General features: G+C 52.7%; 24 protein-coding genes. 7 read left to right on the top strand and 17 right to left on the bottom strand.

Translation table 11 applies throughout. The features are described from left to right. The first annotated feature begins 16 nt into the window (after nucleotides 1-16). Nucleotides 17-697 (top strand): response regulator transcription factor, encoded by a 681-nt coding sequence (locus IPM28_01390; protein MBK9171653.1) that lies wholly within the window; start codon nucleotides 17-19, stop codon nucleotides 695-697. Here the strand turns inward: IPM28_01390 and IPM28_01385 are convergent. The 3 genes from IPM28_01385 to IPM28_01375 form a co-directional block, all read right to left on the bottom strand. After that, nucleotides 694-2,463 (bottom strand): CSLREA domain-containing protein, encoded by a 1,770-nt coding sequence (locus tag IPM28_01385; GenBank protein ID MBK9171652.1) that lies wholly within the window; start codon nucleotides 2,461-2,463, stop codon nucleotides 694-696. The genes IPM28_01390 and IPM28_01385 overlap by 4 nt on opposite strands. Nucleotides 2,464-2,639: 176 nt before the next feature. After that, complete coding sequence (locus tag IPM28_01380; GenBank protein MBK9171651.1) at nucleotides 2,640-3,284, bottom strand: hemolysin III family protein; 645 nt, start codon at nucleotides 3,282-3,284, stop codon at nucleotides 2,640-2,642. A 2-nt stretch (nucleotides 3,285-3,286) separates the two neighbouring features. Beyond that, nucleotides 3,287-4,741, bottom strand: a complete 1,455-nt coding sequence (locus IPM28_01375; GenBank protein ID MBK9171650.1) for an NAD-dependent malic enzyme — start codon at nucleotides 4,739-4,741, stop codon at nucleotides 3,287-3,289. A 152-nt stretch (nucleotides 4,742-4,893) separates the two neighbouring features. On the opposite strand from IPM28_01375, the gene hflX reads away from it, so the two are divergent. The 3 genes from hflX (at nucleotide 4,894) to IPM28_01360 (ending at nucleotide 9,694) form a co-directional block, all read left to right on the top strand. Then, the gene (gene hflX / locus IPM28_01370; protein ID MBK9171649.1) at nucleotides 4,894-6,678 is read left to right on the top strand and encodes a GTPase HflX; all 1,785 of its coding nucleotides are present in this window, start codon (nucleotides 4,894-4,896) and stop codon (nucleotides 6,676-6,678) included. Between the two features lie 53 nt (nucleotides 6,679-6,731). Continuing rightward, nucleotides 6,732-9,173, top strand: a complete 2,442-nt coding sequence (locus IPM28_01365) for an HDIG domain-containing protein (protein MBK9171648.1) — start codon at nucleotides 6,732-6,734, stop codon at nucleotides 9,171-9,173. Nucleotides 9,174-9,253: 80 nt separating this feature from the next. Then, a complete protein-coding gene (locus IPM28_01360; protein ID MBK9171647.1) occupies nucleotides 9,254-9,694 on the top strand; it encodes a hypothetical protein in 441 nt (146 codons plus the stop codon). Nucleotides 9,695-9,798: 104 nt separating this feature from the next. Here IPM28_01360 and IPM28_01355 read toward each other — a convergent pair whose 3' ends face one another. From IPM28_01355 to IPM28_01305, 11 genes are all read right to left on the bottom strand, one after another. Continuing rightward, on the bottom strand, nucleotides 9,799-10,074 hold the full coding sequence (locus IPM28_01355; protein MBK9171646.1) for an HU family DNA-binding protein: 276 nt from the start codon (nucleotides 10,072-10,074) through the stop codon (nucleotides 9,799-9,801). A 41-nt stretch (nucleotides 10,075-10,115) separates the two neighbouring features. After that, nucleotides 10,116-12,299 (bottom strand): 30S ribosomal protein S1, encoded by a 2,184-nt coding sequence (locus IPM28_01350; GenBank protein ID MBK9171645.1) that lies wholly within the window; start codon nucleotides 12,297-12,299, stop codon nucleotides 10,116-10,118. 473 nt (nucleotides 12,300-12,772) lie between these two features. Beyond that, entirely contained in the window at nucleotides 12,773-13,927 is a 1,155-nt protein-coding gene (locus IPM28_01345) for a type IV pilus twitching motility protein PilT (GenBank protein MBK9171644.1), read from the bottom strand. Between the two features lie 501 nt (nucleotides 13,928-14,428). After that, nucleotides 14,429-14,968 (bottom strand): hypothetical protein, encoded by a 540-nt coding sequence (locus tag IPM28_01340; protein MBK9171643.1) that lies wholly within the window; start codon nucleotides 14,966-14,968, stop codon nucleotides 14,429-14,431. A 66-nt stretch (nucleotides 14,969-15,034) separates the two neighbouring features. Then, entirely contained in the window at nucleotides 15,035-15,370 is a 336-nt protein-coding gene (locus IPM28_01335) for a hypothetical protein (protein MBK9171642.1), read from the bottom strand. Nucleotides 15,371-15,431: 61 nt separating this feature from the next. Beyond that, a complete protein-coding gene (locus IPM28_01330) occupies nucleotides 15,432-16,754 on the bottom strand; it encodes a hypothetical protein (GenBank protein ID MBK9171641.1) in 1,323 nt (440 codons plus the stop codon). A gap of 58 nt (nucleotides 16,755-16,812) precedes the next feature. Next, nucleotides 16,813-17,214, bottom strand: a complete 402-nt coding sequence (locus IPM28_01325) for a hypothetical protein (GenBank protein ID MBK9171640.1) — start codon at nucleotides 17,212-17,214, stop codon at nucleotides 16,813-16,815. A gap of 57 nt (nucleotides 17,215-17,271) precedes the next feature. Then, nucleotides 17,272-18,177: a hypothetical protein gene (locus IPM28_01320; protein ID MBK9171639.1), complete on the bottom strand. Its 906-nt coding sequence runs from the start codon at nucleotides 18,175-18,177 to the stop codon at nucleotides 17,272-17,274. Between the two features lie 171 nt (nucleotides 18,178-18,348). Continuing rightward, the gene (locus tag IPM28_01315; GenBank protein ID MBK9171638.1) at nucleotides 18,349-18,777 is read right to left on the bottom strand and encodes a hypothetical protein; all 429 of its coding nucleotides are present in this window, start codon (nucleotides 18,775-18,777) and stop codon (nucleotides 18,349-18,351) included. Between the two features lie 4 nt (nucleotides 18,778-18,781). Then, a complete protein-coding gene (locus IPM28_01310) occupies nucleotides 18,782-19,735 on the bottom strand; it encodes a hypothetical protein (protein ID MBK9171637.1) in 954 nt (317 codons plus the stop codon). A 389-nt stretch (nucleotides 19,736-20,124) separates the two neighbouring features. Continuing rightward, nucleotides 20,125-20,589: a hypothetical protein gene (locus tag IPM28_01305; protein MBK9171636.1), complete on the bottom strand. Its 465-nt coding sequence runs from the start codon at nucleotides 20,587-20,589 to the stop codon at nucleotides 20,125-20,127. 84 nt (nucleotides 20,590-20,673) lie between these two features. On the opposite strand from IPM28_01305, the gene IPM28_01300 reads away from it, so the two are divergent. Continuing rightward, nucleotides 20,674-20,961, top strand: a complete 288-nt coding sequence (locus IPM28_01300) for a hypothetical protein (protein ID MBK9171635.1) — start codon at nucleotides 20,674-20,676, stop codon at nucleotides 20,959-20,961. Between the two features lie 82 nt (nucleotides 20,962-21,043). Here IPM28_01300 and IPM28_01295 read toward each other — a convergent pair whose 3' ends face one another. Both IPM28_01295 and IPM28_01290 read right to left on the bottom strand, forming a co-directional pair. Further along, nucleotides 21,044-21,610, bottom strand: a complete 567-nt coding sequence (locus tag IPM28_01295) for a hypothetical protein (protein MBK9171634.1) — start codon at nucleotides 21,608-21,610, stop codon at nucleotides 21,044-21,046. A 16-nt stretch (nucleotides 21,611-21,626) separates the two neighbouring features. Beyond that, nucleotides 21,627-22,583: a hypothetical protein gene (locus IPM28_01290; protein ID MBK9171633.1), complete on the bottom strand. Its 957-nt coding sequence runs from the start codon at nucleotides 22,581-22,583 to the stop codon at nucleotides 21,627-21,629. A gap of 222 nt (nucleotides 22,584-22,805) precedes the next feature. On the opposite strand from IPM28_01290, the gene IPM28_01285 reads away from it, so the two are divergent. Together IPM28_01285 and bla are read left to right on the top strand one after the other, a co-directional pair. Then, nucleotides 22,806-23,828: an SMP-30/gluconolactonase/LRE family protein gene (locus tag IPM28_01285; GenBank protein MBK9171632.1), complete on the top strand. Its 1,023-nt coding sequence runs from the start codon at nucleotides 22,806-22,808 to the stop codon at nucleotides 23,826-23,828. Nucleotides 23,829-23,832: 4 nt separating this feature from the next. Further along, nucleotides 23,833-24,825, top strand: coding sequence for a class A beta-lactamase (gene bla, locus IPM28_01280; GenBank protein ID MBK9171631.1), 993 nt, complete (start codon nucleotides 23,833-23,835; stop codon nucleotides 24,823-24,825). Here the strand turns inward: bla and IPM28_01275 are convergent. Further along, nucleotides 24,807-25,301 carry a hypothetical protein gene (locus IPM28_01275; protein MBK9171630.1) on the bottom strand — a complete coding sequence of 165 codons (495 nt, stop codon included), beginning with the start codon at nucleotides 25,299-25,301 and terminating at the stop codon, nucleotides 24,807-24,809. The two genes, bla and IPM28_01275, sit on opposite strands and share 19 nt — an antisense overlap. Nucleotide 25,302: the final 1 nt, after the last annotated feature.

Below are 25,302 nucleotides of genomic sequence, written 5' to 3'. Positions count from 1 at the left end.
TTTCGCTCTGACCTCTATGAAGATCCTGCTCGTCGAAGACGAAAAAGGCCTGATAATCACATTGACCGACCGTCTTCGAAGCGAAGGCTACAAGGTCACGAGCGCCCCTGACGGCATTGCGGGCTTCGAACTCGGCTCTACGGGAGAGTTTGACCTGATCGTACTTGACGTCATGCTGCCTAAAAAGAACGGCTACGACGTCTGTCGGGACCTTAGACAAAAAGGCATAACGACTCCCATATTGATGCTCACGGCTAAAGGCGAGACGATCGATAAAGTGCTCGGGCTGAAACTCGGGGCGGACGATTACCTTACAAAGCCATTTGAAGTGATCGAACTTCTCGCGCGCATCGAGGCCTTGCTTAGGCGCTCGTCATCTACTAACGGCTCGACGCAAGACGTGTATCGATTCGGCGATATCGCGGTGGACTTCAAGCGGGCTGAGGTTACGAAACACGCATCGCCGATCGAACTCTCAGCGATGGAGTTCAAACTGCTGCAGTTCTTGATCGAGAACCGAGGCAATGTCCATTCGCGCGATCATCTGCTCGATGAGGTTTGGGGTTACGATGCGATGCCATCGACTCGGACGGTCGACGTCCACATCGCATGGCTTCGTCAAAAGCTTGAAGAAAACCCTAAACACCCGCGTTACATCCAAACGGTACACGGCCTCGGCTACAAATTCTCTGCTTAACGTTTAGTCTGCGTCCGGGTTCTCATTGGCTGCCCGCCGATCTCGATATCAGGGATCGTAAACGTACCTTCCGCAATAAAGCCGCCGGTAAGCGTGCCGAGTTCTTTACTCGTTATCTGGATCGAATAAAGACTTCCCGGAATCACGTTCTCAAAATTCAAATTTCCAAATGTTGAAGTCATCGAAGGATAGGAGGTGCCGTCTAGACCGCTCAGAAAAGCAGGGAAACGCGTCCGGGGCGGCCCGCCGTTATATGTAATTCGAACATTGACACCGACCTGATTCCGGTCGGTCTGAACCGAGATCACATAAGGCTGAACAACGAACTGCGTGGGCTGGCTTGCCGAAGCCGTGGCGATCGTAAAGAAATAAACGCCGGGCGTGGTCGGATCGCCTGCCAAAGACGTCACCGCACCGTTGGTGGTCAGGTCGATCCCGGGCGGCAGGGTCCCGCCGGTCAGAAATGTGAAGCCCGTGTTTGCGCCGGTGAGTTGATAACTGTACGGAATGCCGGGCTGGGCATTCGGCAGAAACGCCGGCGTCTCGGCATTGATCGTATATGCACCGATCTCGACCGAATCGTCAAATCCCTGTCCGCGCTGATCGATCACGATCGGCGTCGCCGGATTGTTCGTTCCGCACGAAAGGTCGATGACACATGGGTTGCCCGCACCGATCGCGGGCGAACCGGCAAGCAGCGCATGGGTCCGGCCAAGTCCGCCGTTAGAACCGAGCGGCCCAACGAGCGGATTCTGATTCTGCAGATCGGACATTACCCATCCCGTGCTGGTCCCGACGTTGCCGATGAGATTATTGCCCTGTGATGCGAGGCCGCCGGCTGAATTCGTGACATCCGGCGATGTCGCAATACCGTTATTGCCGGCAATTATCGAGTTTCGGATAAAGAAATTCACATTGGTCGATCCTCGATGGAGCCCACCTCCCTGAGTGGTCGCCGTGTTCCCGACCATCGTCACGTTGTTGATGTTTATGAGAGTACCGTTGACCGACAGGCCGCCTCCGGCACCGCCGGGCGAATTGTTGCCGCTGAACGTCGAGGTCGAAATATTGGCGGTCCCATTGACCTGCATTGCGCCGCCGCCGGTCGCACCGCTGCTTGTATTCCCGACGAAACTCGAATTCGAAACGTTAAGCACGCTTGTCGCAAAGTTCTGGATCGCTCCGGCAGATGAGCCTGCGGTATTATTGAAGAAATGACAGTTGACGACATTCAGGATACTTCCGGCTCCGGAATTGCGGATCGCTCCGGCCGTCCCTGTCGTGACGTTATTCGCAAAAACCGAATTGAATACTGAAACGGTTCCGGCGTTGTTCATCAGGGCACCGCCCGAATTACTGTTTGTTGCCCCGACGCCATTCCCGCGGGTGAACGTGAGCCCGCTGATCGTGAGTACCGATGCCGCGCTGTTCGAGATCATCCTGCTCGTACTATTTCCATCAAGTGTGAGTTTTATCGCTCCCGGCCCGATTATCCGAAGCCCTCCGCTGTTGACGACAATTATCTCGCCAAGAGCGAAAGTGATCGTTTGCGGGCCGGCGAATACACTCGCGTCGAACACGATAGTGTCCGCTTCAGGCGACGAATTCGCGGCAGCGACCGCCTCGCGCAGCGAGCAGTCTTCGTTACAAGCACCATCGTTGGTGTCAGCCGTCTTGTTTACGGTAAAGGTCGCTGCACTGGCAGCAGCGGCAAAGATCGAAACAACTGCAAAGAAACGAATACAAACCGATGAAATTCTCGACATTGAAGATCCTCCTGAATGCGGGCCTGAAAAGGGAACCTACATTTGACCGGCGACCGTCATGAGCGGACACACGCCGACCTACTGCAGGCGTTAGAAACAACAATTTCTGATTTGGAAGATATTACGCCGTAATGGCGAAAAAGGCAAGATTCTTGGCCGAGGGTGCCCGACGGCAGCTATCTCAGCACGTACATCGAGATCGCAGCAAAATGCAGGATACTGCCCGCGAGTACGAAGACGTGGAAGATCGCGTGATGATGCTTTATGCTTTTCCAGCCAAAAAAGATAACGCCAAGCGAATAGCTGACGCCGCCGGCAACCACGAGCACAAGGGCTTCGAGCCCGAGTGCGGAGTATAACGGCTGTATCGCCAGTACACCGATCCAGCCCATGATCAGGTACGATGCCACGCCGACCAAATTGAAGCGGCCCCAAAACATGACCTTCATCGAGATGCCGAAAAGAGCAAAGGCCCAAACGAATGCAAGCATTCCCATTCCGAACGAACCGCCAAGCACGATCATCAGAAACGGCGTATAACTTCCTGCAATGAGCAAATAAATGCAGCAGTGATCGATCAGCTGAAGGCGGTGTTTCAATTCGGGCGAGGTCGTCGCATGATATATGGTCGACGCCGCATAAAGGATAACTAGCGATGCTCCGTAAACCACACTAGCTGCTATATGCCAACCATCACCTTTGACGATCGCAAGCGAGACGAGAAATAAGAAGCCAGCAACGCTCAAGATCAGCCCAAAGCCATGGGTGAGGGAATTGGCTACCTCTTCGACGGTCATTTTTTCGAGCTGTTTGGCTATCATGATCAAATAACTGCGGTCGCGAATTCACTATCGGATGTCGCCCGCTCGCGCCTCGCGACGCCTGTTTCGTATGCGGCCGCTTCCACCGCAGACGCGACCGCTTCGCCGACCCGGCGGTCGAAGACCGACGGAATGATGTAGTCGGGGTGAAGCTCCTCGGGGCCGATAATGCCAGCTATCGCGTTGGCAGCCGCGAGTTTCATAGCTTCGTTAATTCGCGACGCGCGGCAGTTCAAGGCCCCGCGAAAGATTCCCGGAAAGCAGAGAACGTTATTTATCTGGTTGGGATAATCAGATCTTCCGGTCGCCATGACGGCGACGTGGCCGGCGGCATCCTCAGGCATTATTTCCGGTGTCGGGTTTGCCATTGCGAACACGATCGGGTCATTTGCCATTTTGGCCAGGTCGTTCTCGTCAATAACACCGGGCGCCGACAGGCCAAAAAAGACGTCGGCGTCCTTGATGACGTCGTGGATCGTACCATGTTCACCTTTCGGATTGGTGTTACGGGCGTACCAATCTTTCACCCAGTTCATATTCTCCTTGCGGCCTTTGTATATCGCTCCGGTCGTATCACACCCGATTATGTTGGTAACGCCGGCGGCCATCACGATCTTCGAGCATGCTACCCCAGCAGCTCCGATGCCGTTGACCACCAACTTGATGTCTTTCATTTCCTTGCCGGTGATCTTGAGGGCATTGATCAGGGCCGCAAGAACGACGACGGCCGTTCCGTGCTGGTCATCGTGAAATACCGGAATATCAAGTTCTTCTTTGAGCCGCTGTTCGATCTCAAAGCACCGCGGAGCCGAGATATCTTCCAGATTGATCCCGCCGAATCCGACAGCAATGTTCTTTATCGTCTGGACTATTTCGTGCGGGTCTTTCGTGTTAAGGCAGATCGGGAAAGCATCAACTCCGCCAAATTCCTTGAAGAGCTGACACTTGCCCTCCATCACGGGCATCGCCGCCGCGGGCCCGATGTCGCCAAGCCCGAGTACGGCGGTACCGTCTGATACGACCGCGACCGTATTCTTTTTGATCGTCAGATTAAATACCTTTTCCGGGTCCTCATGGATCGCTTCGCAAACTCGCGCGACACCCGGCGTGTATGCCATAGAGAGGTCGGACCTTGTTTTGAGCGGAGCTTTCGAGACCATTTCGATCTTGCCGCCGAGGTGCATCAGAAAGGTCCGGTCGCTGACGTTTATCACTTCGACACCATCGATCGCCCCGACCGCGGCAATGATCTCTTTGTCGTGAGATTCGCTCGCGGCATTGACCGTAATGTCCCGGATCAAAAAGTCCTTGCCGGCGCTAACGATATCGATACCCTCGATGTCGCCGCCGGCACGTCCGATCGCAGTAGTTATTTCACCTAGTTTTCCCGGCTTGTTATGGATCCGAACGCGCAGCGTCATGCTGTAACTTGCATTCGGAGTTTGAATATTTGACATCTCTAAGAAAATCTATCGCGAATGGCCGCAGGTTAGCAACGCATAGAAACCAAAAAACCAACTAATTCTGCAAACTGATACGATCTAAAGATTGACATGCGTGCAAACGCCGTCACGACATTTGGTATAATGTCCGAGCGGAGGTTTTTGTTATCAGCAACGTCACCGGCTTTACCAAGGGCCTTAAGCACAACCAGATCAAGCGGATCGAACGACTTGCAACGCGCCGCGTACCTGCCGCCGATATCGTCTCTCAGGAATTAGCCCGCCAGATGTGCGAGATCTCGCATGAAACAGGCCGACAGATCGGCGTATTGCTTAATCGAAAAGGGCAGGTCGAATACGTCATGGTCGGCAACGCCAAGAGCATCGAATTGCCCGACTTCGGACGCTCGCGTGTTTCGACCGATCGTTTTCGCGGCCTGCGTTGTGTTCACACCCACCTGCAGAACGAAAAGCTCACTCAGGACGATCTCACTGACCTCGCACTGCTCCGGCTCGATCTAATGTCGATCGTCCAGGTCGACCGGAATACCGGGCTGCCCGGACTCGTCCATTCGGCGCATCTCGTCCCGATCAGCGGGAAAGAATCGGCAAAACAGGCCATCGATCGCAAAGAGGCGAGAGATCCGGCTAATGGTTCGTCCGGCAATTTAGAAATATTCGAGGAAGGCGATCCGGACCCAGAGAATCTTCCTTTCGCCTATCTCGAGGCCGCCCTCCCTTCGCAGCTTGATGTCGATTTCATAGCGCTGATCACTTCGCTCGAAAGCGAAATGGCACGCGTGAGACAGACCGCAAGCAAGCGGCAGACCGGCCGCGACCGCGTCATCCTCGTCGGGGTTACGACAGGGTTTATCGATGATGCCGAAGAATCGATGGCCGAGCTTGCCGAACTTGCGACGTCAGCTGATGTTCTCGTCCTCGATACGATAATCCAGCGGCGACCGCAGATAGATCCGAAAACGCTGCTTGGCCGAGGTAAACTCGAAGAGCTGCTTGTCCGTTCGATGAGGCTCGGTGCCGACCTTATCGTTTTTGACACCGAGCTTTCGCCGACGCAGGTCCGCGTCCTTTCTGAAGCGACCGACCTAAAGGTCATTGACCGTCCGCAGCTGATACTCGACATCTTTGCCCAGCGAGCACAGAGCCGGGAAGGCAAATTGCAGGTCGAACTCGCCCAGCTCAAATACCTGTTGCCGCGACTCGTGATGGGCCAAAATTCGGCATTCTCGAGGTTGGCCGGCGGGATCGGCGGACGCGGGCCGGGCGAGACAAAGCTTGAGACCGACCGCCGCCGCGTACGCGACCGAATTGCCCAACTCGAGCGCCTGGTCGACAGCCTTGGCCGCCAAAGGCAAGAGCGTCGCAAACGGCGTGTCCAGAAAAAGCTGCCTATCGTTTCGCTTGTCGGTTACACGAACGCTGGCAAATCGACGCTTCTGAATTCGTTGACCCAATCTGACGTTTACGCAGAGCAAAAGATGTTCGCAACGCTCGACCCGACGTCGCGAAGGCTGCGGCTGCCGTTCGACCAGGAGGTCATTATCAATGACACGGTCGGGTTCATCCGCGATCTTCCTGACGATCTGGTAGCAGCTTTTCGTGCAACCCTCGAGGAGATAGCCGACAGCGATATGCTCGTTCATGTCGTCGACGCATCAAATCCGCGTGTGATGCAGCAGATCGAATCCGTCCGAAAGATACTGGCCGATCTCGAACTTACGTCGATCCCGGAATTCGTTGTGCTGAACAAGGCCGACCTTGTCACTGCCGATGCTCTGGACACACTTCGAAGGAACATACAGCTTGACAAGGGCGTTGAATGCGTGGCAATTTCAGCTATCCGTAAGGATTCGCTCGCTCCGTTGACCGAGCGGATCGGCAGCCGGATCGTCGAACACGTAACCGGCGAAGCCGACGCCATTGCCGTATGAATGAAAGTTAAGTGCCCGATCCGATACTTCGTAGAGATCGCTGAGACCGAAAATTGAGTAACAGGATCCAGGAAATACAGTCGCCGATGCAGAAATGGCGAAAGAAGGCCGCGGACGTTTTCAAGCGTCCATTGGCAAAGCTTTCGTCAGACCAGGTCTTCTGGATAGGATTTGCCTTTGTTTCGGTCGCGACGACTTTGCTGATCGCAAATCCATTTTGGCGATCTTCGGCCGAAGAAACCTACCGCGAAGGCGAGATCGCCCGAGAGGCGATATTCTCGCCGGCGGATATAAGTATCGTCGACGAAGAAGCAACCGAGCGGGACATTCAGAGCGCTCAGGAAACGATCAAGCCGATTTTCGTTTTTGAGCCGCGCCGCGCTGACGAAGCGGTCCAGAGCTTTCGTTCAGCGTGGGAAGAGCTTCAGCGAAAGACCGAGACTCCTCAAACTGGGAGATCGAACTCGAACGCAGCGGCGGATACCGAATGGACCGGTGCGGGCGGTCGCGAACTCGGCCGTATATTTACCGCAAGGCGATTCAGCGCGAACGAGCTTGAGGCCGTGACACGGATCCTGCGTGAGAATGCAAGCGGCGAGATCTACGGCGACCAGGACCGTCAGTTCCTCGAGGAAGAGGTACACATTCGCGATCGCCAAAAGCCCACGGACCTCCGTCAGGCGATGCGTCCGGCGATGACGATGACCTCGCTGACCGATGCAAGGGCAAAACTGAAAGAATCTCTTTCACAGATCGTCAGCCTTTCGCCAAAAGAGTCAGAGGCGTTTTATGCCGCCCTTTCTCCCCTCATCCAGCCAAGCATCATTTACGATGGAGCCGCGACCGACGCTCTTAAGCTTGCTGCGGTACAAAGTGTCGAACCGCGAACGATAACGCTCAAACGCGGGCAGCAAATAGTCGATACCGGCCAGGTCATTACGTCGACAATGATCTCGCAGATCTCGGCTGTCAATAGGTACAGCTCGTCGACGAGGCGCGTCAACCGGTTTCTCGGTCTTGTCGTGATTATCGCGATCTTGTTTTGGATCGCATGGAAATTCATCGAACATCGCGGCATCGTTCCCCGATTGGCGTTGTCGGAGCAAAAGACCTTCGCCCTTTTTTGTTCGATCGTCTTCGTACACACTTTTTTGATGGCGATCTTTTTCAGGCTCGCCGAGTTTACGGCTTCGCAAAACGTCAGGCCGCCGATGAACGACCCGAATCTTTGGTCGTACGCTATACCATTCGCTTTCGGCAGTCTCGTAATGACGCTTCTCGCCGACCGCCGTACGGCCCTTTTCACCGGCATTTTCTGCGCAATTTTCGCTGGCCTCATGGCTCCGCGGGGGTTGGAGTTTGCGATCTATGCGATCATCGCCTCGTCGGTCGCTGCGTATGGCATCGGACGCTACCGGTCGCGCCAAACCGTTACGTTTGCCGGCGTGCTGGTCGGCCTTGCGAGCGCAGGCGTTGCGATCGCCTTGATCGCATTCACTCAACAGCCATTCATCCTGAACACGATCTTGCTTGCGATCGCCTGCGGGCTGGCGAGCGGCGTGATCACGGCCGCGTTCACGGCGGTCTTCCTGCCGATGTTCGAGACGTTGTTCGGTGTCCTCACGGACGTTAAGCTCCTCGAGCTTTCAAATGCAGATCTGCCGGTTCTGGGACAGCTCGCCTTGCGTGCTCCCGGCACAAACCAGCATTCGCATGCCGTCGGACAATTGGCCGAGGAAGCGTGTCGGGTCGTTGGCGGCAATGCCCTGCTTACGCGTATCGGGGCTCTGTATCACGACATCGGCAAATCGGCCGCGCCGGAACATTTCGTCGAAAATCAGCTTTCAAAAAATCCGCATGACCGGCTTAAGCCTGCCCAAAGCGCAAAGATCATCATTAGTCATGTGACCTATGGCATAAAGCTCGCAAAGGAAATGGGTTTGCCTCAAAGGATAATCGACTTTATCCCGCAACATCACGGCACGCGAACGCTGCATTATTTTCTGAAAAAAGCACAAGCCGAAGCGCGAAGTGAGGATGAGATATCAGAAAACGATTTTCGATATCCAGGGCCGAAGCCGCAATTTCGCGAGGCCGCGATAATGATGATCGCCGACAGCTGTGAAGCGGCTGCGAGATCACTCGCCGAACCTAATCCTGAGAACATACGTTTCATCGTCACCAAGATAATCGATGCGATCTTAAGCGACGATCAGCTCGACGAATGCGATCTGACGCTTCGCGAATTGACGCAGATCCGCGAAGCGATGATCCGCTCGCTCGTAGCGATCTATCATTCAAGGGTCGACTATCCCGGATACGTTCCGCCAACGACCGGCCAGTTCAAGGTCGTGCCAGACGTCGAAAAGATCGGCGACCGCGGGATGAAATACTCAGATCCCGCCGAGATCCCGATCAGCAAGGGCGGCGAGATCGAAGACGAGGCGATCGACCGCTCGCAGCAGCCGGAAAAGGCCGCCAACACGGCGAAGTAATACCCGTTGAAAGCGAACCCCGTTTTACTGATCACCGGATGTCTGTGACCTAAGATAATTTGATCTGCGAGGATAAGGGAATGTCGAATCGATACCGTTACTTCTTTTGGGCCGCGATCGTATTACAGTTCGCCACTGCCGTCTTCCATACGATCGGAATGATAGCACCGGTCGTTCCCGCAAACGAGACCGAACGCCAGCTGCTGGAACTGATGGACACCTATAAGCTGGACGCGGGTGCCGGCTTTAGGCCAACAATGTCAGGTTTGTTCTTTGCGCTGAGTTCGTGTTTTTCACTGCTCTGCGGATTCGCCGGTGTCGTGAATACGATCATCTTGAAGGGCGATCACGAACGCAGAATGACCGCAAAACTGCTGCTCGCAAATGTGGTCTTTTTTGGGATCTTATTCGTAATGATGTCGATGTTCACTTTCCTGCCGCCGATCGTAATGTCCGGCGCCACCTTTCTGTCGCTTCTGATCTCTTTGATCTTGTTCAAGTCGTCTTCCGCACGAGCGTGACGACGCGAGGCTATTTCACGCGAAATCGTAACGACCGTCGAACAAAAAAGACCGCCGCCACGATCTCACGTGGCGACGGTCTTTTGAGTGTCACAATAAAAAAATTAGGTGTTTATCAATTCTTTAAGCTCTTTTCCGGGTTTGAAATACGCGACGCGCTTCGCCGGGATATCGACAGCCGCTCCCGTCTTCGGGTTTCGCCCCTTTCGCGAATTCCTTTCGCGAACCCTGAAGCTGCCGAATCCGCGAAGCTCGATCTTCTCACCGGCATTCAGCGAATCGATTATGCTGTCGAGAACGATCTCAACCAGCTGCTCGGCATCCTTTTTGGTCATGTCAGCTTCGACTGCGACTTTTTCAACGAGGTCTGCTTTTGTCATCTGTATCGTCTCTCCCCGACCAATAATCTCCCAGCCTGATCTTAAGCAGATTTCTGCTCTGTTTCAACATCCGCCGTTTCTTCAGGGGCAGTCTCAGCTACGGCTTCACCGGTGGATTCTGCGGCCGGAGCCTCGTCCGCTGCGGTCTCGGCTGCCGGAGCCTCCTCCGACGCTGCTGCCTCGGTCGTAACGGGCTCATCGGCCTGCGGCTCGGTGACTTCAGCCGGAATTTCGGAAGGCGTTTCTTCAGCGACCACCGGAGCATCTTCGACGGCCGTTTCGGCAACTGCCGCCTGTTCTGCGTCGCCGATCGCATCGGCTTCAGTTGTTTCGCCCGCTTCCGCAGCTTCTTTCTTCGCCCTTCGCTTGTCCTTCTTTGATTCTTCTTTCGGCTGCTCCTCGGCAGTTTCAGCCGGAGCACCGAATTTCAGATTTGCGAGTTCGCCAAGCGATGCCATTCCGCCTTTTGCCGCGCTTGTGTATTGGCGGGTATCGACGATCGGTTCGTCGTCCTTTCCGACGGCTCGGAACGAAAGACCGATCTTCTGATCGTCGTTCTCGATACGCAGGATCTTGAAGTCCATTTCCTGGCCAAGCTGGACGATGTCCTCGGGACGCTCGACGCGTTCCTCGGCAAGCTCTGAAATATGACAGAGGCCTTCAAGGCCTTCGCCAAGTTCTACAAATACGCCAAAGCTGGTGAACCTTGAGACCTTGCCGCGAACGGTATCGCCGGGCCGATGGGTTGCAACAAAGCCTTCCCACGCACTCGGTGTCAGGTCCTTCATCGAAAGCGAAAGCCGCTGTCCGGCAGTGTCGATATGGGTGATGATCGCGTCGACTTCCTGGTCCTTCTTAAGCAATTCCTTGGGATGCTTGAGTTTCTTCGCCCAGGTTATGTCAGAGACGTGCACGAGGCCGTCGATCCCATCCTCGATCTCGACAAACGCACCGAAATCGGTGATGTTGCGAACCTTACCGTGGATCTTTGATCCGACCGGATAACGCTCTGCAACCGTGTCCCACGGATTTTCCTGCAGCTGCTTCATCCCGAGGCTGATGCGTTTCTCTTCGGTGTCGACACCGAGAACTTGCACCTCGACCTCATCGCCACGGTGGTAAAGCCGCTTCGGGCTTGCTGACCGCTTTGACCACGATATCTCGGAGACGTGGACCAGGCCTTCGACGCCCGGCTCCAGTTCGACAAAGATGCCGTACTCAGTGACCGATGAGACCCTGCCCTTGATCCGCGAATTGACCGAGTAAACCTCGACCACCGTCGACCACGGATCGGGCAGCAACTGTTTATAGCCAAGGGATATCTTTTCTTTTTCGCGGTCGAGCTTCAAGACCTTGACCTGTATGTGGTCGCCCGGCTTGAACACATCGCTTGGATTCTGGATGCGTCCCCAAGACATATCGGTGACGTGAAGCAATCCGTCGATCCCGCCAATGTCAACGAAAGCGCCGTATTCAGTGAGGTTTTTGATGGTTCCTTCGACAACGTATCCAACGTCGATCTTATTCAGCGTTTCGGCCTTCTGTTCATTGATCACGAGATCGGTGATCACTTTGCGCGAGAGGACGATGTTGTTTCGCCTGCGGCTGAACTTGATTATCTTGGTCTCGATGTCCTGGCCGATGTAGGAATCCAGGCTGCGGATCGGACGCGAATCGATCTGCGAGCCGGGTAGAAATGCTTCAATTCCGTTCAGGTCGACACGGAGGCCGCCTTTTGTTTTATCGATGATCCGTCCGGTAACGGTCGCCTCGTTGTTAAAGGCCTCTTCGATGTCGTTCCAGATCTTTCGGCTGACCGCATCGGAACGCGATAGGATCGGCGGTGCATCGCCCGAATGGATGCTCTTGATGATCGCCTCGATATTATCGCCGACGCTTACAACGCCTTCGACACCGCCGGGAAATTCCTCTGCCGGAATGATACCTTCGCTTTTGTATCCGAAATCAACGAGTACGCCGCGGTCGGAAACGCCGACCACCTTGCCCTCGACCATCTCACCAGCGTGATAAACGGTCTGTTCCTGTTCGAACTGTTCGAGGATCGCACCAAAGTCGATCTCGCCGGCATTCTGCTGCTCGTCGCTCGCTTCCTCCGCGGCCTGAATCGGAGCCGTGATCGCCGCGTCCGGTTTTTCTGTTACTTCTGCAGCCGAAGATTCGCCGGTTTTCGTTTCTTCGGTCTGGTTGTTTGCCTCTGTTGCCATTTAATGTGCGTCGTCTTCCTTACTTAGTTTTCGCGTCAAATACCGAAACGATCGGATCCAAAATTGAGATTCGATCTCGAAGCGTTAAGGGTTTTTCAGCCGGAAAGGGTGTCAGGGAGGTTAGTTTAAGCCGCAACGGGAAGTTCCTGAAGCAACCGTAAGTTACCTCAACCAAAGTTATAGCTCGTCGCTGTAATAATGAACCTGTTCACTTGACCGGATAAAACTAAAATTTACACGTCGAAGTGCTTTTATGTCAAGACTTCGACGCCGAAAATGGGCATCGCCGCGGGCGTGACGCAAGCCGCTGATGGTCATCGTCAGGCAATATAAGCGTGCATTATGGCGAACCAAAGGCACGACCGTTTGAACTGAATTCGGACAAGTGTGCAGCTGCGGCCAGTCTTCGCCGGCGCATTTAGAGCCTCGCAAGGAAACTCCCGGCGAGGCTCGGATCGCACTCTGGTTCGAAGCTAACTCCTTGTAATTAGGCTGCTTATGTTGCCAACGCCGCTGATCTTTTCCATCTCTTCTTTGGCAAGGGTCGAGGTATTTTGGATGCCCGCAAGGCGAAGCCGGAACTCGTCCGGGTTGGTCGAACCCCGAAGAGCCTCTTCGAGCCCGATAAGCCCGGATGAATAAAGGTAAAACAGCGATTGGTCAAATGTCTGCATTCCGTACTGCGACGTGCCCGCCGCGATCGCATCGCGTATCGACGAGGTCTTTTCTTCGTTAAGGATGTAGTCGCGTATAAGCGGTGTCGAAATCAGGACCTCGACCGCCGGGACGCGTGAACGGCCGTCGGCGGCCTTCATCAGTCGCTGAGAAATTACGGCCTTGAGCAATCCGGCAAGCTGTATCCTGATCGCCTTTTGCTGGTAGGGCGGAAAGGCCGAAATGATGCGCGTCAGCGTTTCTTGTGCGTCAAGCGTATGAAGCGTCGAAAGGACCAAATGTCCGGTCTCTGCGGCAACCAACGCGGTCTCTATCGTCTCTAGATCGCGCATTTCGCCGACGAGGATCACGTCCGGATCCTGACGGAGAGAACCGCGAAGAGCTTCGGCAAACGAACGCGTATCGACATCCACTTCGCGTTGTGTGATGAACGATTCTTTGTCCTTGTGAAGAAATTCGATCGGGTCTTCGATCGTGACTATGTGGCAGTTCCGCTTGGTGTTTATATGGTCGACGATCGCCGAAAGAGTTGTTGATTTACCCGAGCCGGTAGTTCCGGTCACGAGGATGAGGCCGCGCATCTCTTCGGATATCGAGGCCAGGATCGGCGGCAGGCCGAGTTCGGAAAACGTTTTGATGTGGTCTGAAATTACACGGGCAACGATGCCGATCGAATTGCGTTGCTGAAAGATATTCACGCGAAAACGCCCAAGGCCCGATACGCCGTAACCGATATCTACCTCAAAAACGTCCTTAAAATGCTGTTTCTGGCGGTTCGACATCATCGAGAATGCCATCTCGAGCGTCTCGTCCTGGTTCATCTTCGAAACACCTTCGAGCGGCCGAAGTTCGCCGTTGATGCGGATCACGGGTGTCGAGCCGGCACGTAGATGCAGATCCGATGCACCGAAGCTCATCGCCATGCGCAGAAGATCGTCTATTCTATTCAGCATAAAAGGGAAAGGTATCGGACAATGGCCGGGAATAGCTCGGGGGCTGCCGGGATTGACGCAGGACGGTTTGGTGATCTGGTAAGACTTGGGCCGCGGACGCAAAAACCGTCAAAACAAGTTTAACGTTTTTGTACAATGACCGTCAACAAAAATCCGATGTTCGTCGCAGTGAGCTTCCCGGCCGAGTAAACAAAGACCGTCACCTCGGTCAGAACCCCGCCCACGTAGCGGCGCTTCTTGACGCGTTTGCCCTCGCCGTCGTAGAAATACTCGCCGATCAGCTCATTGCTCGGCCCGCGGACCTCCGCCTGCTTGTTGTCGCCATTGAAGACAAAGCTCCGCCCCGAATCGGCGGGGTCCGTGACCAGATTGCCGTTCTTGTCAAAGGCGTAGCCCTGCCCGGCTGTAAAGCGGTTCGTGTTCGCGTCGATCGCCGGGTGGGAAAGGTTCGTCTGAGCGATCTGCGACGCATCGATAAGCTTGCCGTTGGATCATTCTCGGTCAGATCTGGTGTAACTCTTGTTCGTCAAGTCCTTCTATCCAGTCAAATTCAAGAGCATCGTCCTTTTCGATCCAAAGTACATCCTCGTCAACTCCCTTATATGCCTGGTAACACGGAGCAAGCGAGGCTAACAATTCTACTTTCTTTCTGGAACTCAATGTGGAATCGGCGGTTATTGGAACATATGATTCCGGTTGCAAGCTCATAGCCGGAAACAGAAAAACCGGCTGTTCGTACTCTCTCCAAATCTGACGAATCGTGTTCAAGAGTTCGGGGTTTGAGTCTCGGATGTTGTAATAGAAGAACAATCGAAAGTGATCGTCCGAATGTTGATAATTCGATACTAACCTCACAAGGCTGACCATAGAGGAGATGGTCAGCGGAGTATCGGCATAGGGGCGTTGTGCAAAGACCAAGACGCTCTTGCTCTGTCCCAGAAGTCCGTCGATAAGAGCTAATAGGCGCTCCACACCCGCATAGTCATTACCCACACCGGAAATAGAACAGTTATTTTTGTCATAGAAACTAAGCTCCTTCATAATATTCGAAATGGCGGATACCATGCCCGCTGTTGTTTCGTGCCCTCGATCTTTTCTGGGCGAGGATCATTCCGATTTGTACGTAATGTCCCCCACAAAAAGTAAGGAGCTAAGTGTCGCCTTAAGAGCGCTTGAAAGCTCGTCGATCGTGTTGGCATGGTAATGTGCTGTCTGTCGTATAATTGAGGAAGAATCCGCGTTCAGCGAGACCGTGCCTTCGATTTCCCACTGCTCTTTCCGTTGCCCGATATCAATCCACCAACAAATTGAACTGCCATTGTCCAGTTTGGCCTCAACAAACTGCTCGTAAATCGTATTGCCATCGTAAATGCGACAATCGATTCCCTTGATAACGTCTGAAACCAGTTGCTCCTTCGAGAGCTGTTTTGCAAACGCAACCAAACTTTCGCTCGATCTCGCGAGTTCGTTTAGGAACCGTGTTGAAATTTGAAACTCGTTCATATTAATTACATTTTCCTCTCACACACACGCTACTTTTGAGCTGACTCGGGCTAACGTTCCAAACCGATACGTGCCCCGGTGGAGTGTTGTCCAAGATAACACTTCCACTTGGCAGGTCGCTTGTGCGAACACCAAAGTAGGGCTTTCCGACTTCAAAAACCGGCCGTTGACCCGGCAGAAGTGGAAATGGATTGGAAAGACTTTCGCGGAATGACAGTCTGCCAGCATCTGACGGACGCGGCGTCAAATTCCCAGGACTTGGAGTGCCTCCGCGATATACTATCTCGGGTAAGGAGCTTGTTTGTGGACTAAACCTAGCTCCGACGGAAGTCGCCAATTTGCCAGTTGCTGCAAAAATTCCAAAGTCAACCGACCTTGCTCCCACAAACGCTCCTATCGATTCCGAACCGGGCCGCGGAGTCTCGTAATTGAAGAATGGCTGTACACCGAACCGCGTGTTTAACGAATCGGTAACGAACCAGTTCACAACCGGCGGAGCGAAGTTCCAGTTCGGCACGTCGACCCAACTCTTCGCTTGATTTCTTACGCCGATCGGAACCCCGGTGCTGAAGCGCTGGGCCTCGAAGACGCTTTGATTGTCTCGCAATGGGTTCCTCAGTCCGGCACATTGGGGATTAGCGAAGCAGGCTCCCCCAGGTATTGCGGACGCTGCCATCGTCGAAAACTGCTCTTGGGTCAACACGCTGTCCCTGTATCGGTCAAGATATACGGTCCCCAACGCCTGGCCGTCTCCGGTAACCCATTCGTTGATCGGCAGGAACACATTATCGCCAAAATTGACCGCCCTCCAGTTTCCCCCGGGGTCCTTATCAAACCATTGATAAGTGAAGCGGACACTGTCCTTTATCGGTTGTCGATACCAGTCCAAACCAGACGGGTCGGTTATCATTACGGGATTGTTACCAACATAGATAAAGCGATTAAACGTTTGTGGGTTTGACGACTTTCCACTTGCAAGAAGTGGATCCAAGGCTGTGAATCTTCCGAAGCGGTTCTCGTACATCCTCGCTTCGGCGAAGTCGAGGCCGGTTTCTTTGTCTTTCTGGTAGCCGGTGAATTTTTGGCGGATGTCGTCCTGGTTGGAGGAGTATTTCAGGCCAGTGTCGCCTGTCCGGCCGCCGACTCCGGCGTAGAGTTCTTCGCCGAAGGGCATGAAGTCTCGGCGGGAGCTTACTTGGCCGAGTTCGTTTGTTATGACTCGTGGACTTCCGAGATGATCTGCGGTTGTGTAGCTGACCGAAGGCGTCTGTGAGATCGCCGTTGAGTATTCAGCAATAAGCTGTCCGGCGGCATAGACGAACACGGTGGTTTCGGTATCGGTGACTTTCTTTACCCTGCGGCCTTCGCCGTCATAGGCAAACTCAAACTCGATTTCGTTTTTCAGAACGGTTCTTAAAAAGACTAGCTAACTCATGAATCAGTAAGCTAACTACTAATAAGAAACTGACACCATCAATCACATGGACAGTATTCTCAACGTTTGTCCAGAACGATAGCTCACTGTTCGATATCAAGAGTTCTAGCCAACGAAGATAGATATACAAAGCTAATAGCAAGAACAAAAGACGAATCGCACGAGACAAGGACTCTCTTTGAAGCTGCACCCCAAGAAGAAAAAAAAGGAAGCAAGCTGCCACGAGAATTGATTCTGTCTGGAAGTTACCGACGTCGCCATAGATCTTATACTGAATGCAATCTCGACACAGGTTTTCGGCAAAATCAAAGCCTTTTTGATAACCAGAACGTTCACCTGCTAAGTACATATTAACTATGCAGCCCATGATCGCGGTTATCGTTTTATACCTAGTGAAATTCATTGTTTACCATTTATCGATTCGACATTTTGCTAGAATTGCATAGTACGCTGGGTGCCCGCTCAAGTCATGCCCACCAAGCCAGCTAGGGTGCTTTTTTTCGCCAACCATATGAATTGATTCATGTACCACTATTTCCTCAATTGAATATCGGCCGAATAAAATCGACGCACCTTCGAACGCTCGATTCTTGAAGAATGTAAACAGCCTTTGTCCCTCAATATCAATAGTGAATGCCTGGTTCTTTAGGTTGTCTACATGACGTTGCGCCGCTTGTCGAACTACCTCCGGAATTCCAATTTCTCGGGATGCGGTCGGATCTAATAATATTCCTGCACCTGCAAGTGTTGATCCTCGTTTCTTTATTACCTCCGCTGGCGTCGTCAGATTGTTATCCTTAAAGGCTTTTTCGCATTCGGGATCAGCTAGAAGCCAAATAAGCGATTGACGTACAGCATCTCTATTCTCCTTTTTCTCAAACAGTCCACCATCTCTGTGACTGACAAATCTGACATACTTTTTAACAATATCAGCGGCATTTAAGAGTATTTGCACCATATCATCTGCTTCATTATCAAAAACGCCTGTTTCTGCAATTGCTCTTGCGGCCTTGACCTCGGCCTTTGTGGGCTTACGAACCCTTTTTAGCGTGGGCTTTGGAACTCTTCCATTACCGAAAATGCCCTGTCTGCGATTCCGTTCTGCTTCGGTCTCCCACGACCACATTCCGCCGCCAGCATATGAACCGCCCATTGGCATATAGCCATCGTAACCATCGGCGAATGCGTTCCAGAACTCGAAACCGTTCTCTGTGACCATCGCTCCGCAGCCTCTGGAAGGGCATTGCGAGACAAGAGAGGCCAGCCCCGGAAACAAGGCTAGAGGGGTCATTGCCCCATCAACCTCGACCATCTCCGTTGCTTCCGGTGATCCAAACTCGGCGTGAAACGGCGGCAGCGGTTCCGGCGGGTCCGGGTACGGACTCTCGCGTCCGACATCAGCACCGGCTGGGTCGAGCGTCGCCCGGTCCTTTACCGCCTGCGGTGGCACAGGATTTTCGATAGCAGAATCCATCTGGGTCAGCTAATTTCGGATAACCAGAGTATCTGGCAAGGAACCAGATCCGTCATATGACAAAGAGGAGTCAGGGTGATCTGGACTAAGTATCGTAGCATGAACTCCCGAACTAGAATGAATTATGCCGATCTTCAGAATATCTAGGACAAACGCGATTGATCTGAATAAAAGGGATTCGCGATCCTTCCGTGCCAGAAAAGTAACATTACCGTTAGAGTCAGTAACTTTGTCCTCTTCTTTACCATCTGTGGCGGATAGATCAAAGGAATAATTATTCCAATGCTGCCTAATCGTTATACCTGGCATCGGAAGGCCTAGCTCATTAACAACTCGAATTTTCCATTCCGGTATCGCAACCGTCTCAAAAGGAATATTAAGAAACAGTAAAATTAAAACAACGACGATGATCTGCGTGATTCTGTGCGTATAGCCCATAGATTCAATCCTCCTCGTCATACCCAATGCTTCGTAGATAATCTTTTGCTTCCTTTCGGGCATTCTTATCACGCACAGCTCGCTTAAATGCCTTATCACCAAAAGTTACCAAGAATGCGGCACGCATGCGGACTATAGATGATTTGGCGTCATTGTCATTCGGCTCATAGTTCTCCTTCCATGCGTGTTTAATTTCATCCCAATGCCAACTAGAGTTATCAATACTTCCATCCTCATTCTTAGGTATCGAGTAAACGGCACCAGGTCCGTGTTCCGGGGACGAGAAATCCTCTAGAGCATGTGAACCATTTCCGAAGATAAACAAAGCCTTTCCCGAAAGACCTCGCAGTCCCGCACTTTCGTATGATAATTGACTCGATTGGGCTTCTGATAATTTCCCACGAATGAAATCATCTGTTTTTTTCATCCCGTCTTCGAACGATACGCCTTCTTGCCGCATTGAGTGTTCATGTGCATTTTCCGGATAGCGTGTGGCAATAAAGTAAGGCGATTTTTCCCTCCGCCAATCTGTACTCTTACTCCCGTCCTTTATGATTTGACGTTCACCCTTGGACAAACCGGCGAATGCACGATCAATCAAGGCATTGTGTACTTTGGTAGGCCATTTTCCATTGTCGTCAAATAACGTCAGCGGGTTGTTATAGCAATAGTTGTATCTATGCCAAGTCTGTGGATTAGCGGCTATAATACTTTTTCGAGAAGGATCAGTCGTTGAGAGGCGGCCTAATTTGCTCGCATACATTCTTGCCTGTGCGAAATCCAGATCGGTTTCTTGGTCTTTTTCGTAGCCCGTGAATTTTTGGCGGATGTCGTCCTGGCTGGAGGAGTATTTGAGGCCGGTGTCGCCCGTGCGGCCGCCGACGCCCGTGTAAAGCTCCTCGCCAAAGGGCATGAAATCCCGCCGGGCCTTCACCTGCCCAAACTGGTCCGTGATCACCCTCGGTGTCCCGAGATGATCGGTCGTCGTGTAGGCGACCGTCGGAGTCTGCGAGGGCTAGTTCGAATACTCCGCAACGAGCTTGCCTGAAGAGTAGACAAAGACGGTTTCTTCAGCGAGTACACCGCCGGCATACCTTTGCTACTTGATCCTTTTACCCTCGCCGTCATAGAAATAGCGTCCAACCACTTCCGAACCGCATTTTACTTCAGTCTGCTCGTTATCGCCGTTGAAAACAAACGTTCGTGCAGATGACGTGATCGAATCGACATCCGTGATGACATTTCCGTTTTTGTCATATAAGAATCCCTAGTTACAGAAGAAGCCGTGGGAGTCATGTTCGAGGTCAATCCAATAGATCCTCAGAGAAGCCTTGGAGCCGCATTCGGCTATGAACTACTGAACCTATGGAGTAAGAACTTGGTTGATTCGTCTGCCTCAAAGAACAAGGTTTTTATGAAATACCTTCCAGGGTCAAGCTTGACTTCTATCCATTCCTCCATGTTGGATCCGTACGCTGACGAGTCGAAGAGCACTAAATGGCCATTGGGAAAATCAACGACGACGTCTGTATTTTCCCAGCCTGTTAAGGATTCAAATGCGTAGAATTCTGTCTCCGTGCTTTTCAAATCATTTGCCCATACACAACGGACGATTGTCCCTTCGGAGGAACTGTTTGAATACCATGTCGTGAAGAGGGGCTCTTGACCGAGAACAATGACAGGCTCCTCATTTGAATAGATGAGTCCAACATAGCCATCCACTAAGCAGGCTCTATCATAATCTGACTGGGCTTTCTGATCGGCGCTCGTTCCGAAAACGCCACACCACGTTTGGGCAGTCGTTTTCGTCATTAGTACTAATGGTCCGCCGGTTGAAGTTATCCAAGTCCAACACTCTGGTTTTTCAACTAAATTCATATTACTGGATCGGCCGATATGGACCGTAAAGAAAAGTTCGAACTTCCCCACCTTGCCTGCGCATACAGCCCAAACATTGAGGAAAGATTTGTTGGGGAGTGCCGGGCTCAACCATCTTCGAAGGTAGTTGGTGATCACCCTCGGCGTGCCCAGATGATCCGTCGTCGTGTAGGCGACGCTCGGCGACTGCGAAAGCTGCGTCGAATACTCCGCGATCAGCTTCCCGGCGGAATAGACGAAGACGGTCGTCTCGGTGTCCGTCTCTTTTTTGACGCGCTTGCCCTCACCGTCTTAACAAAAGGCTAACCACCAGTATCCTTCCGAACGGTCAGTTTCTGAAATATCTTCTTTGTCGCTTCGTTTTTCCCGCGCGCTTAAATAAACGAGGCTAAACGTCTCCGGTAATCAGCGAAAACAACTCATCAAAATCGACATCGTCTTGAATTCTAGATTGATTTACCTGCAACATAAAATAGTGACAGCTTGCCAAACCAAGTCGTCTGAATATATCGGGACTCGATCCGACGTCGCTGAATGCAGCAGCCACAAAGCTTAAGTTTCCCCCTGTGATTGGCTCGTGATCGGCAAAATAGTCCATACTTCCTGTTAGTACAGCGTTTGCGAAATATGCCGGCAACCCAACAAACACGTTGTCGATTCGATAGATTGGGGTCGAAAACGAAGCCCAAACGTCGCTCTTGACCGGCACAGTAACTGTCAAAATATCCGAGGCCATCGTCGTAAAGGTGCTACCTAACAAACCATAGCCTATCCGACCGCCCAGATTAGCTTTGTATTCAATACAGAATGATTGACACCTTAGAAGGGCTCCATTAGTTGAAGGTCGCACTGATACAGAAGTCTTGAGCGTCGTCGGCGATGAAAAACAAGCCTCCGGAAGAGCGTCTTGCCAGATTCTGGCTTCCCGATGCATTCCTAGGTCAAAACTTTTCATAAGCTAAAAACCCTCCCTATCGTTGTATTTGTCGATCCCAGTATTGCATAAAGTTCGGATTGAAGATTCGTGGATTCGCACGAATGACATCTCGATGGTACAACGAGAATGGGTTGGCGTTGTCCCACCTCAAAGCAATTTTATGAGCCTCGTCACTCGTAAACAGGTTTCGCCTAAACAAAGTGGACTCCTTTAACTCGTGCACATAGAAGTTCCTGTCAGCCCCCGTAACTCGGCCACCACTGCTTTTGATAGCATCTTCCAATCTCCTTACCATTCCCGAATTCCCTGCATCGTCACCGAACCGGGCAAGATGATTTTTTACGATGTCCAATCCTTTAGGGGTAACAACTACAGATCGCGTTGAAACAGTACTATCCAATAGTGTTGTAGAAGTTCTTTGTGTTCCGCTTAAGGCACGGCTTCCAATAAATCTGAAGGGATTTCCAAGTAGGGCAACATCGAAGGGTTCAATAGCATTTTGAACCGCTCCCGTGTGTTTAAATTCTGGTCCGGGGATTACGTCAAAACCATTCAACTCGGAGTCAGTTAATCTAGCCATCGATCTTTGTCCGGTCCGAGCATCTAATAGCGGCAAGGGCGTCATCGGACCCATCTCGTTAAACCTTAGAACGTAATATGGAATTCCGCCGACAAGGCCGCCAACATATTCGCCTATCAAATCACCATTTCTATTCCGTTGTGTGACTGGCTCATATCCATCGGGCTGTGAGGCTTCGAATCTATAAGTTTGCACACCGTCTGGGAAAATCGGCTTGTACCATCTTCCATTTGGGACAAGCGGAGTGCCCCCAGAAGGCACGAATGAGACCTGTAATCCATCCGGGTCAACAAGGATGATAGGGTTATTGATGACATAAACGTATCGATTAAAGGTTTGCGGGTTGGCGGCGGAGGCACTCGCCAGGAGCGGGTCGGGCGCAGTGAACCGGCCGTGCTTGTTCTGGTACATCCGGGCTTCCGCGAAGAGATCGTTGAAATGATAGAGCACCCTTTCGATCTACAGCTGCAGTTTCCTCGCCAAATTCCCAGAATTTCATCAGAAGATCGTAGCTCAGCAGGATCGACCCCATTCTTTCGCTCAGGAATTTTCCATTTCTTTTCGGGGCCGACAGAGACGGACTTTGGACTATTGTTCGGTGCGGTAATAGAATCTTAAGTTTTGGGCAACAAAATGGAAAATTCTGTAACGATCAGATCGGTAACCCCGAGTTTTGCGATCGCCGGAGGCGAGATCGAGGTTGCGACCGAAGGCTTTTCCGCGATACACGGCGAATTTGGATGCTATATCGGTGCATTACCGGCCCGCGTCGTCGCGGCATCGTCGCGACGTGTTCTGGCGATCGTACCCGAAGGGGTCGCGGGCGAGGCTGGCGTTGAGCTCGAGAATCGTCAAGGCCGAAGCAATACGGTAACGATCAATGTTGGACGGACGATCGCCGAAGAAATGCATATCGTGGCAAATCCGGCAATAGATCCGCGCGACGGCTCGGTGATCATCACACGCTCGGGCTCGCGCGGGCAAAAGCTCGAACACACGCTCTACCGGATCGAGCCGGACGGTTACGTTGACGAACTGCCCGCCGAAATAATGAACCCGACCGGCATCGCGTTCTCGCCGAATGGCGAAATGTACGTCACGAATCGGGCTGAAGGAACCGTTTGCCGCATCGATCACGGGGAAGGCGTCGCTGTCTACGCCTCGGGGCTTGGCATCGCCACCGGCATCGCATTCGATGCCGAAGGCGTGATGTACGTCGGCGACCGGAGCGGAACGATCTATCGGATACGCGAATTTGGCCGCGTTTCAGAATTTGCAGAGGTCGAACCTTCGGTCGCGGCCTATCATTTGGCATTTGGCCCGGACGGACGGCTTTTCGTTACGGCACCCGGACTCTCGAGCCACGATTGCATATACGCGATCGACGCCGATGGAAAGGTAGAACGGTTCATCCGCGGTTTCGGCAGGCCGCAGGGGTTGGCCTTCGACATCGACGGGAACCTTTATGCGGCGGCTTGTTACAAAGGTCGGCACGGCATCGTCAAGATCGATCCGGCCGGGATCGCTGCCGAAACGGTCGTTGCCGGAAACGCGATGGTCGGGCTTTGTTTCGATCGCGACGGCAATATGATCGTCGCTACGAACGACACGCTTTTTTCTCTCGAGATGGGAATTAACGGAGCTCTGAAAGTTTAGCGAAATGGCAGATCGGATATTGATCCTCGTCGCACTTGCAGCGGTCATCGCATCGTGTGCCGCGCGTTCCGGTCCAGTGGCTGCGAACAACGCCGGAATTCAAGCGACCCCTATTCCCACAGCAGAAAAGAAACCGGATCAGACACTGTCGAAACGATTCGGTTCGATCGCCGAAGAAGCAAAAGGGAAGGTCGGCGTTTACGCCCTTGTGCTTGAGACAGGTGAATTTGCCGTGCTCAACCCGACCGAGCGTTTTGCGATGCAGAGTGTGGTGAAGGTTCCGATCTCGATGGCAGTGATGAAGATGGTCGCGGACGGCAAGCTGACGCTCGACACCAGGATCAAGATCGAAAAAGAGGAATTTGTCCCTGCGGGAATGCATTCACCGATCCGCGACAAGATTCCGAATGGCGGCGAGCTGACGATCGGCGAATTGATCGAATCGGCAGTTTCCGTTAGCGACGGCACGGCGAGCGATGTGCTTCAGCGGGTGGCCGGCGGGGCGAAAGGCGTTCAGGCATTTATTGACCAACTCGGTGTTTCAGGGATGAAAATAAGGCACACGCACAAGGAATTTGCGGCCGATTGGGATCTGCAGTACGAGAATTCAATAACCGCGGAATCTGCCGTACGTTTACTACAGAAACTCTGGGACGAAAAGCCGGCAGCTTCGCCGGGGGACGATCAGAAGGAATTGATCCTCCTGAACCATATGTACCGAACACCGACCGGGCCGAATCGTTTGAAAGGCCTGCTTCCGCCGGGAACGCCCGTGGCTCATAAGACAGGCACCGGCCGCAAGCGGAACGGTATAACGTCAGCGACCAATGACGTCGGCATAATTACGTTGCCGAATGGCGATCATCTTTTCATCGCTGTACTTGTGGGCGATTCGGCAATGGACGAAAAAACACGTGAAGCCGTTATTGCGAAGATCGCCCGGTCCGCCTGGGACACATGGAGCGTCCGAAAGGAAGATCAGCGGGTCCAATTGTAGACATTCCGCTCGAAAAACTCGTTCGAGCCTTCGGTCTTGACTTCCTTCTTTATCGAAAAGGTGCTGCCGGTAAGAGAGTATGTGAAACGGAACATCGCTTTCTTATTGTTGTCCGTGCCTTCCGATTCGGTCACGATAGTCAGGCCATTGGCGTCTCTCAGCCGAGAAATCACCCTTTGGCCGTTGAATGAGGTGCCGTCTGGGGCAATAGTCACGAACGACGAACTATCGGCACGAGGTTCGTTGGGGTACTTGAAATCGAACTTCCAGCCCCGCTCGTTGTCTGGCAGCCGTTCAACTATAAGATCTGACGCGATAGACGTCGTTTTGTTCGAACTGTAATCAAGGTAGCTGAGGCTTCCGGTCCATCGCGGCCCTTCGAGAACCTTAATGTCATTTGCTTCGACCCTTGCGTGCTGTCCGAACGCAACAAGTGCGGACGAAACAATAACGGCGAGCAATAGAACGAACTTCATG

This window comes from Chloracidobacterium sp., assembly GCA_016716305.1.
GTDB lineage: Bacteria > Acidobacteriota > Blastocatellia > Pyrinomonadales > Pyrinomonadaceae > OLB17.
Note: the sequence above shows the minus strand (reverse complement) of the source record. Positions and strands in the feature narration are given on the sequence as shown.

What these genes read in the sequence shown, in the direction of transcription:
- IPM28_01325 (MBK9171640.1), bottom strand. Translation starts at nt 17,214, where the DNA reads ATGTACTTAGCAGGTGAACGTTCTGGTTATCAAAAAGGCTTTGATTTT.
- IPM28_01385 (MBK9171652.1), bottom strand. Translation starts at nt 2,463, where the DNA reads ATGTCGAGAATTTCATCGGTTTGTATTCGTTTCTTTGCAGTTGTTTCG.
- bla (MBK9171631.1), top strand. Translation starts at nt 23,833, where the DNA reads ATGGCAGATCGGATATTGATCCTCGTCGCACTTGCAGCGGTCATCGCA.
- IPM28_01290 (MBK9171633.1), bottom strand. Translation starts at nt 22,583, where the DNA reads ATGTACCAGAACAAGCACGGCCGGTTCACTGCGCCCGACCCGCTCCTG.
- IPM28_01350 (MBK9171645.1), bottom strand. Translation starts at nt 12,299, where the DNA reads ATGGCAACAGAGGCAAACAACCAGACCGAAGAAACGAAAACCGGCGAA.
- IPM28_01380 (MBK9171651.1), bottom strand. Translation starts at nt 3,284, where the DNA reads ATGATAGCCAAACAGCTCGAAAAAATGACCGTCGAAGAGGTAGCCAAT.
- IPM28_01285 (MBK9171632.1), top strand. Translation starts at nt 22,806, where the DNA reads ATGGAAAATTCTGTAACGATCAGATCGGTAACCCCGAGTTTTGCGATC.
- IPM28_01355 (MBK9171646.1), bottom strand. Translation starts at nt 10,074, where the DNA reads ATGACAAAAGCAGACCTCGTTGAAAAAGTCGCAGTCGAAGCTGACATG.
- IPM28_01275 (MBK9171630.1), bottom strand. Translation starts at nt 25,301, where the DNA reads ATGAAGTTCGTTCTATTGCTCGCCGTTATTGTTTCGTCCGCACTTGTT.
- IPM28_01300 (MBK9171635.1), top strand. Translation starts at nt 20,674, where the DNA reads ATGGACCGTAAAGAAAAGTTCGAACTTCCCCACCTTGCCTGCGCATAC.
- IPM28_01295 (MBK9171634.1), bottom strand. Translation starts at nt 21,610, where the DNA reads ATGAAAAGTTTTGACCTAGGAATGCATCGGGAAGCCAGAATCTGGCAA.
- IPM28_01315 (MBK9171638.1), bottom strand. Translation starts at nt 18,777, where the DNA reads ATGGGCTATACGCACAGAATCACGCAGATCATCGTCGTTGTTTTAATT.
- IPM28_01375 (MBK9171650.1), bottom strand. Translation starts at nt 4,741, where the DNA reads ATGTCAAATATTCAAACTCCGAATGCAAGTTACAGCATGACGCTGCGC.
- IPM28_01345 (MBK9171644.1), bottom strand. Translation starts at nt 13,927, where the DNA reads ATGCTGAATAGAATAGACGATCTTCTGCGCATGGCGATGAGCTTCGGT.
- IPM28_01360 (MBK9171647.1), top strand. Translation starts at nt 9,254, where the DNA reads ATGTCGAATCGATACCGTTACTTCTTTTGGGCCGCGATCGTATTACAG.
- IPM28_01340 (MBK9171643.1), bottom strand. Translation starts at nt 14,968, where the DNA reads ATGAAGGAGCTTAGTTTCTATGACAAAAATAACTGTTCTATTTCCGGT.
- IPM28_01320 (MBK9171639.1), bottom strand. Translation starts at nt 18,177, where the DNA reads ATGGTCGAGGTTGATGGGGCAATGACCCCTCTAGCCTTGTTTCCGGGG.
- IPM28_01390 (MBK9171653.1), top strand. Translation starts at nt 17, where the DNA reads ATGAAGATCCTGCTCGTCGAAGACGAAAAAGGCCTGATAATCACATTG.
- IPM28_01305 (MBK9171636.1), bottom strand. Translation starts at nt 20,589, where the DNA reads ATGACGAAAACGACTGCCCAAACGTGGTGTGGCGTTTTCGGAACGAGC.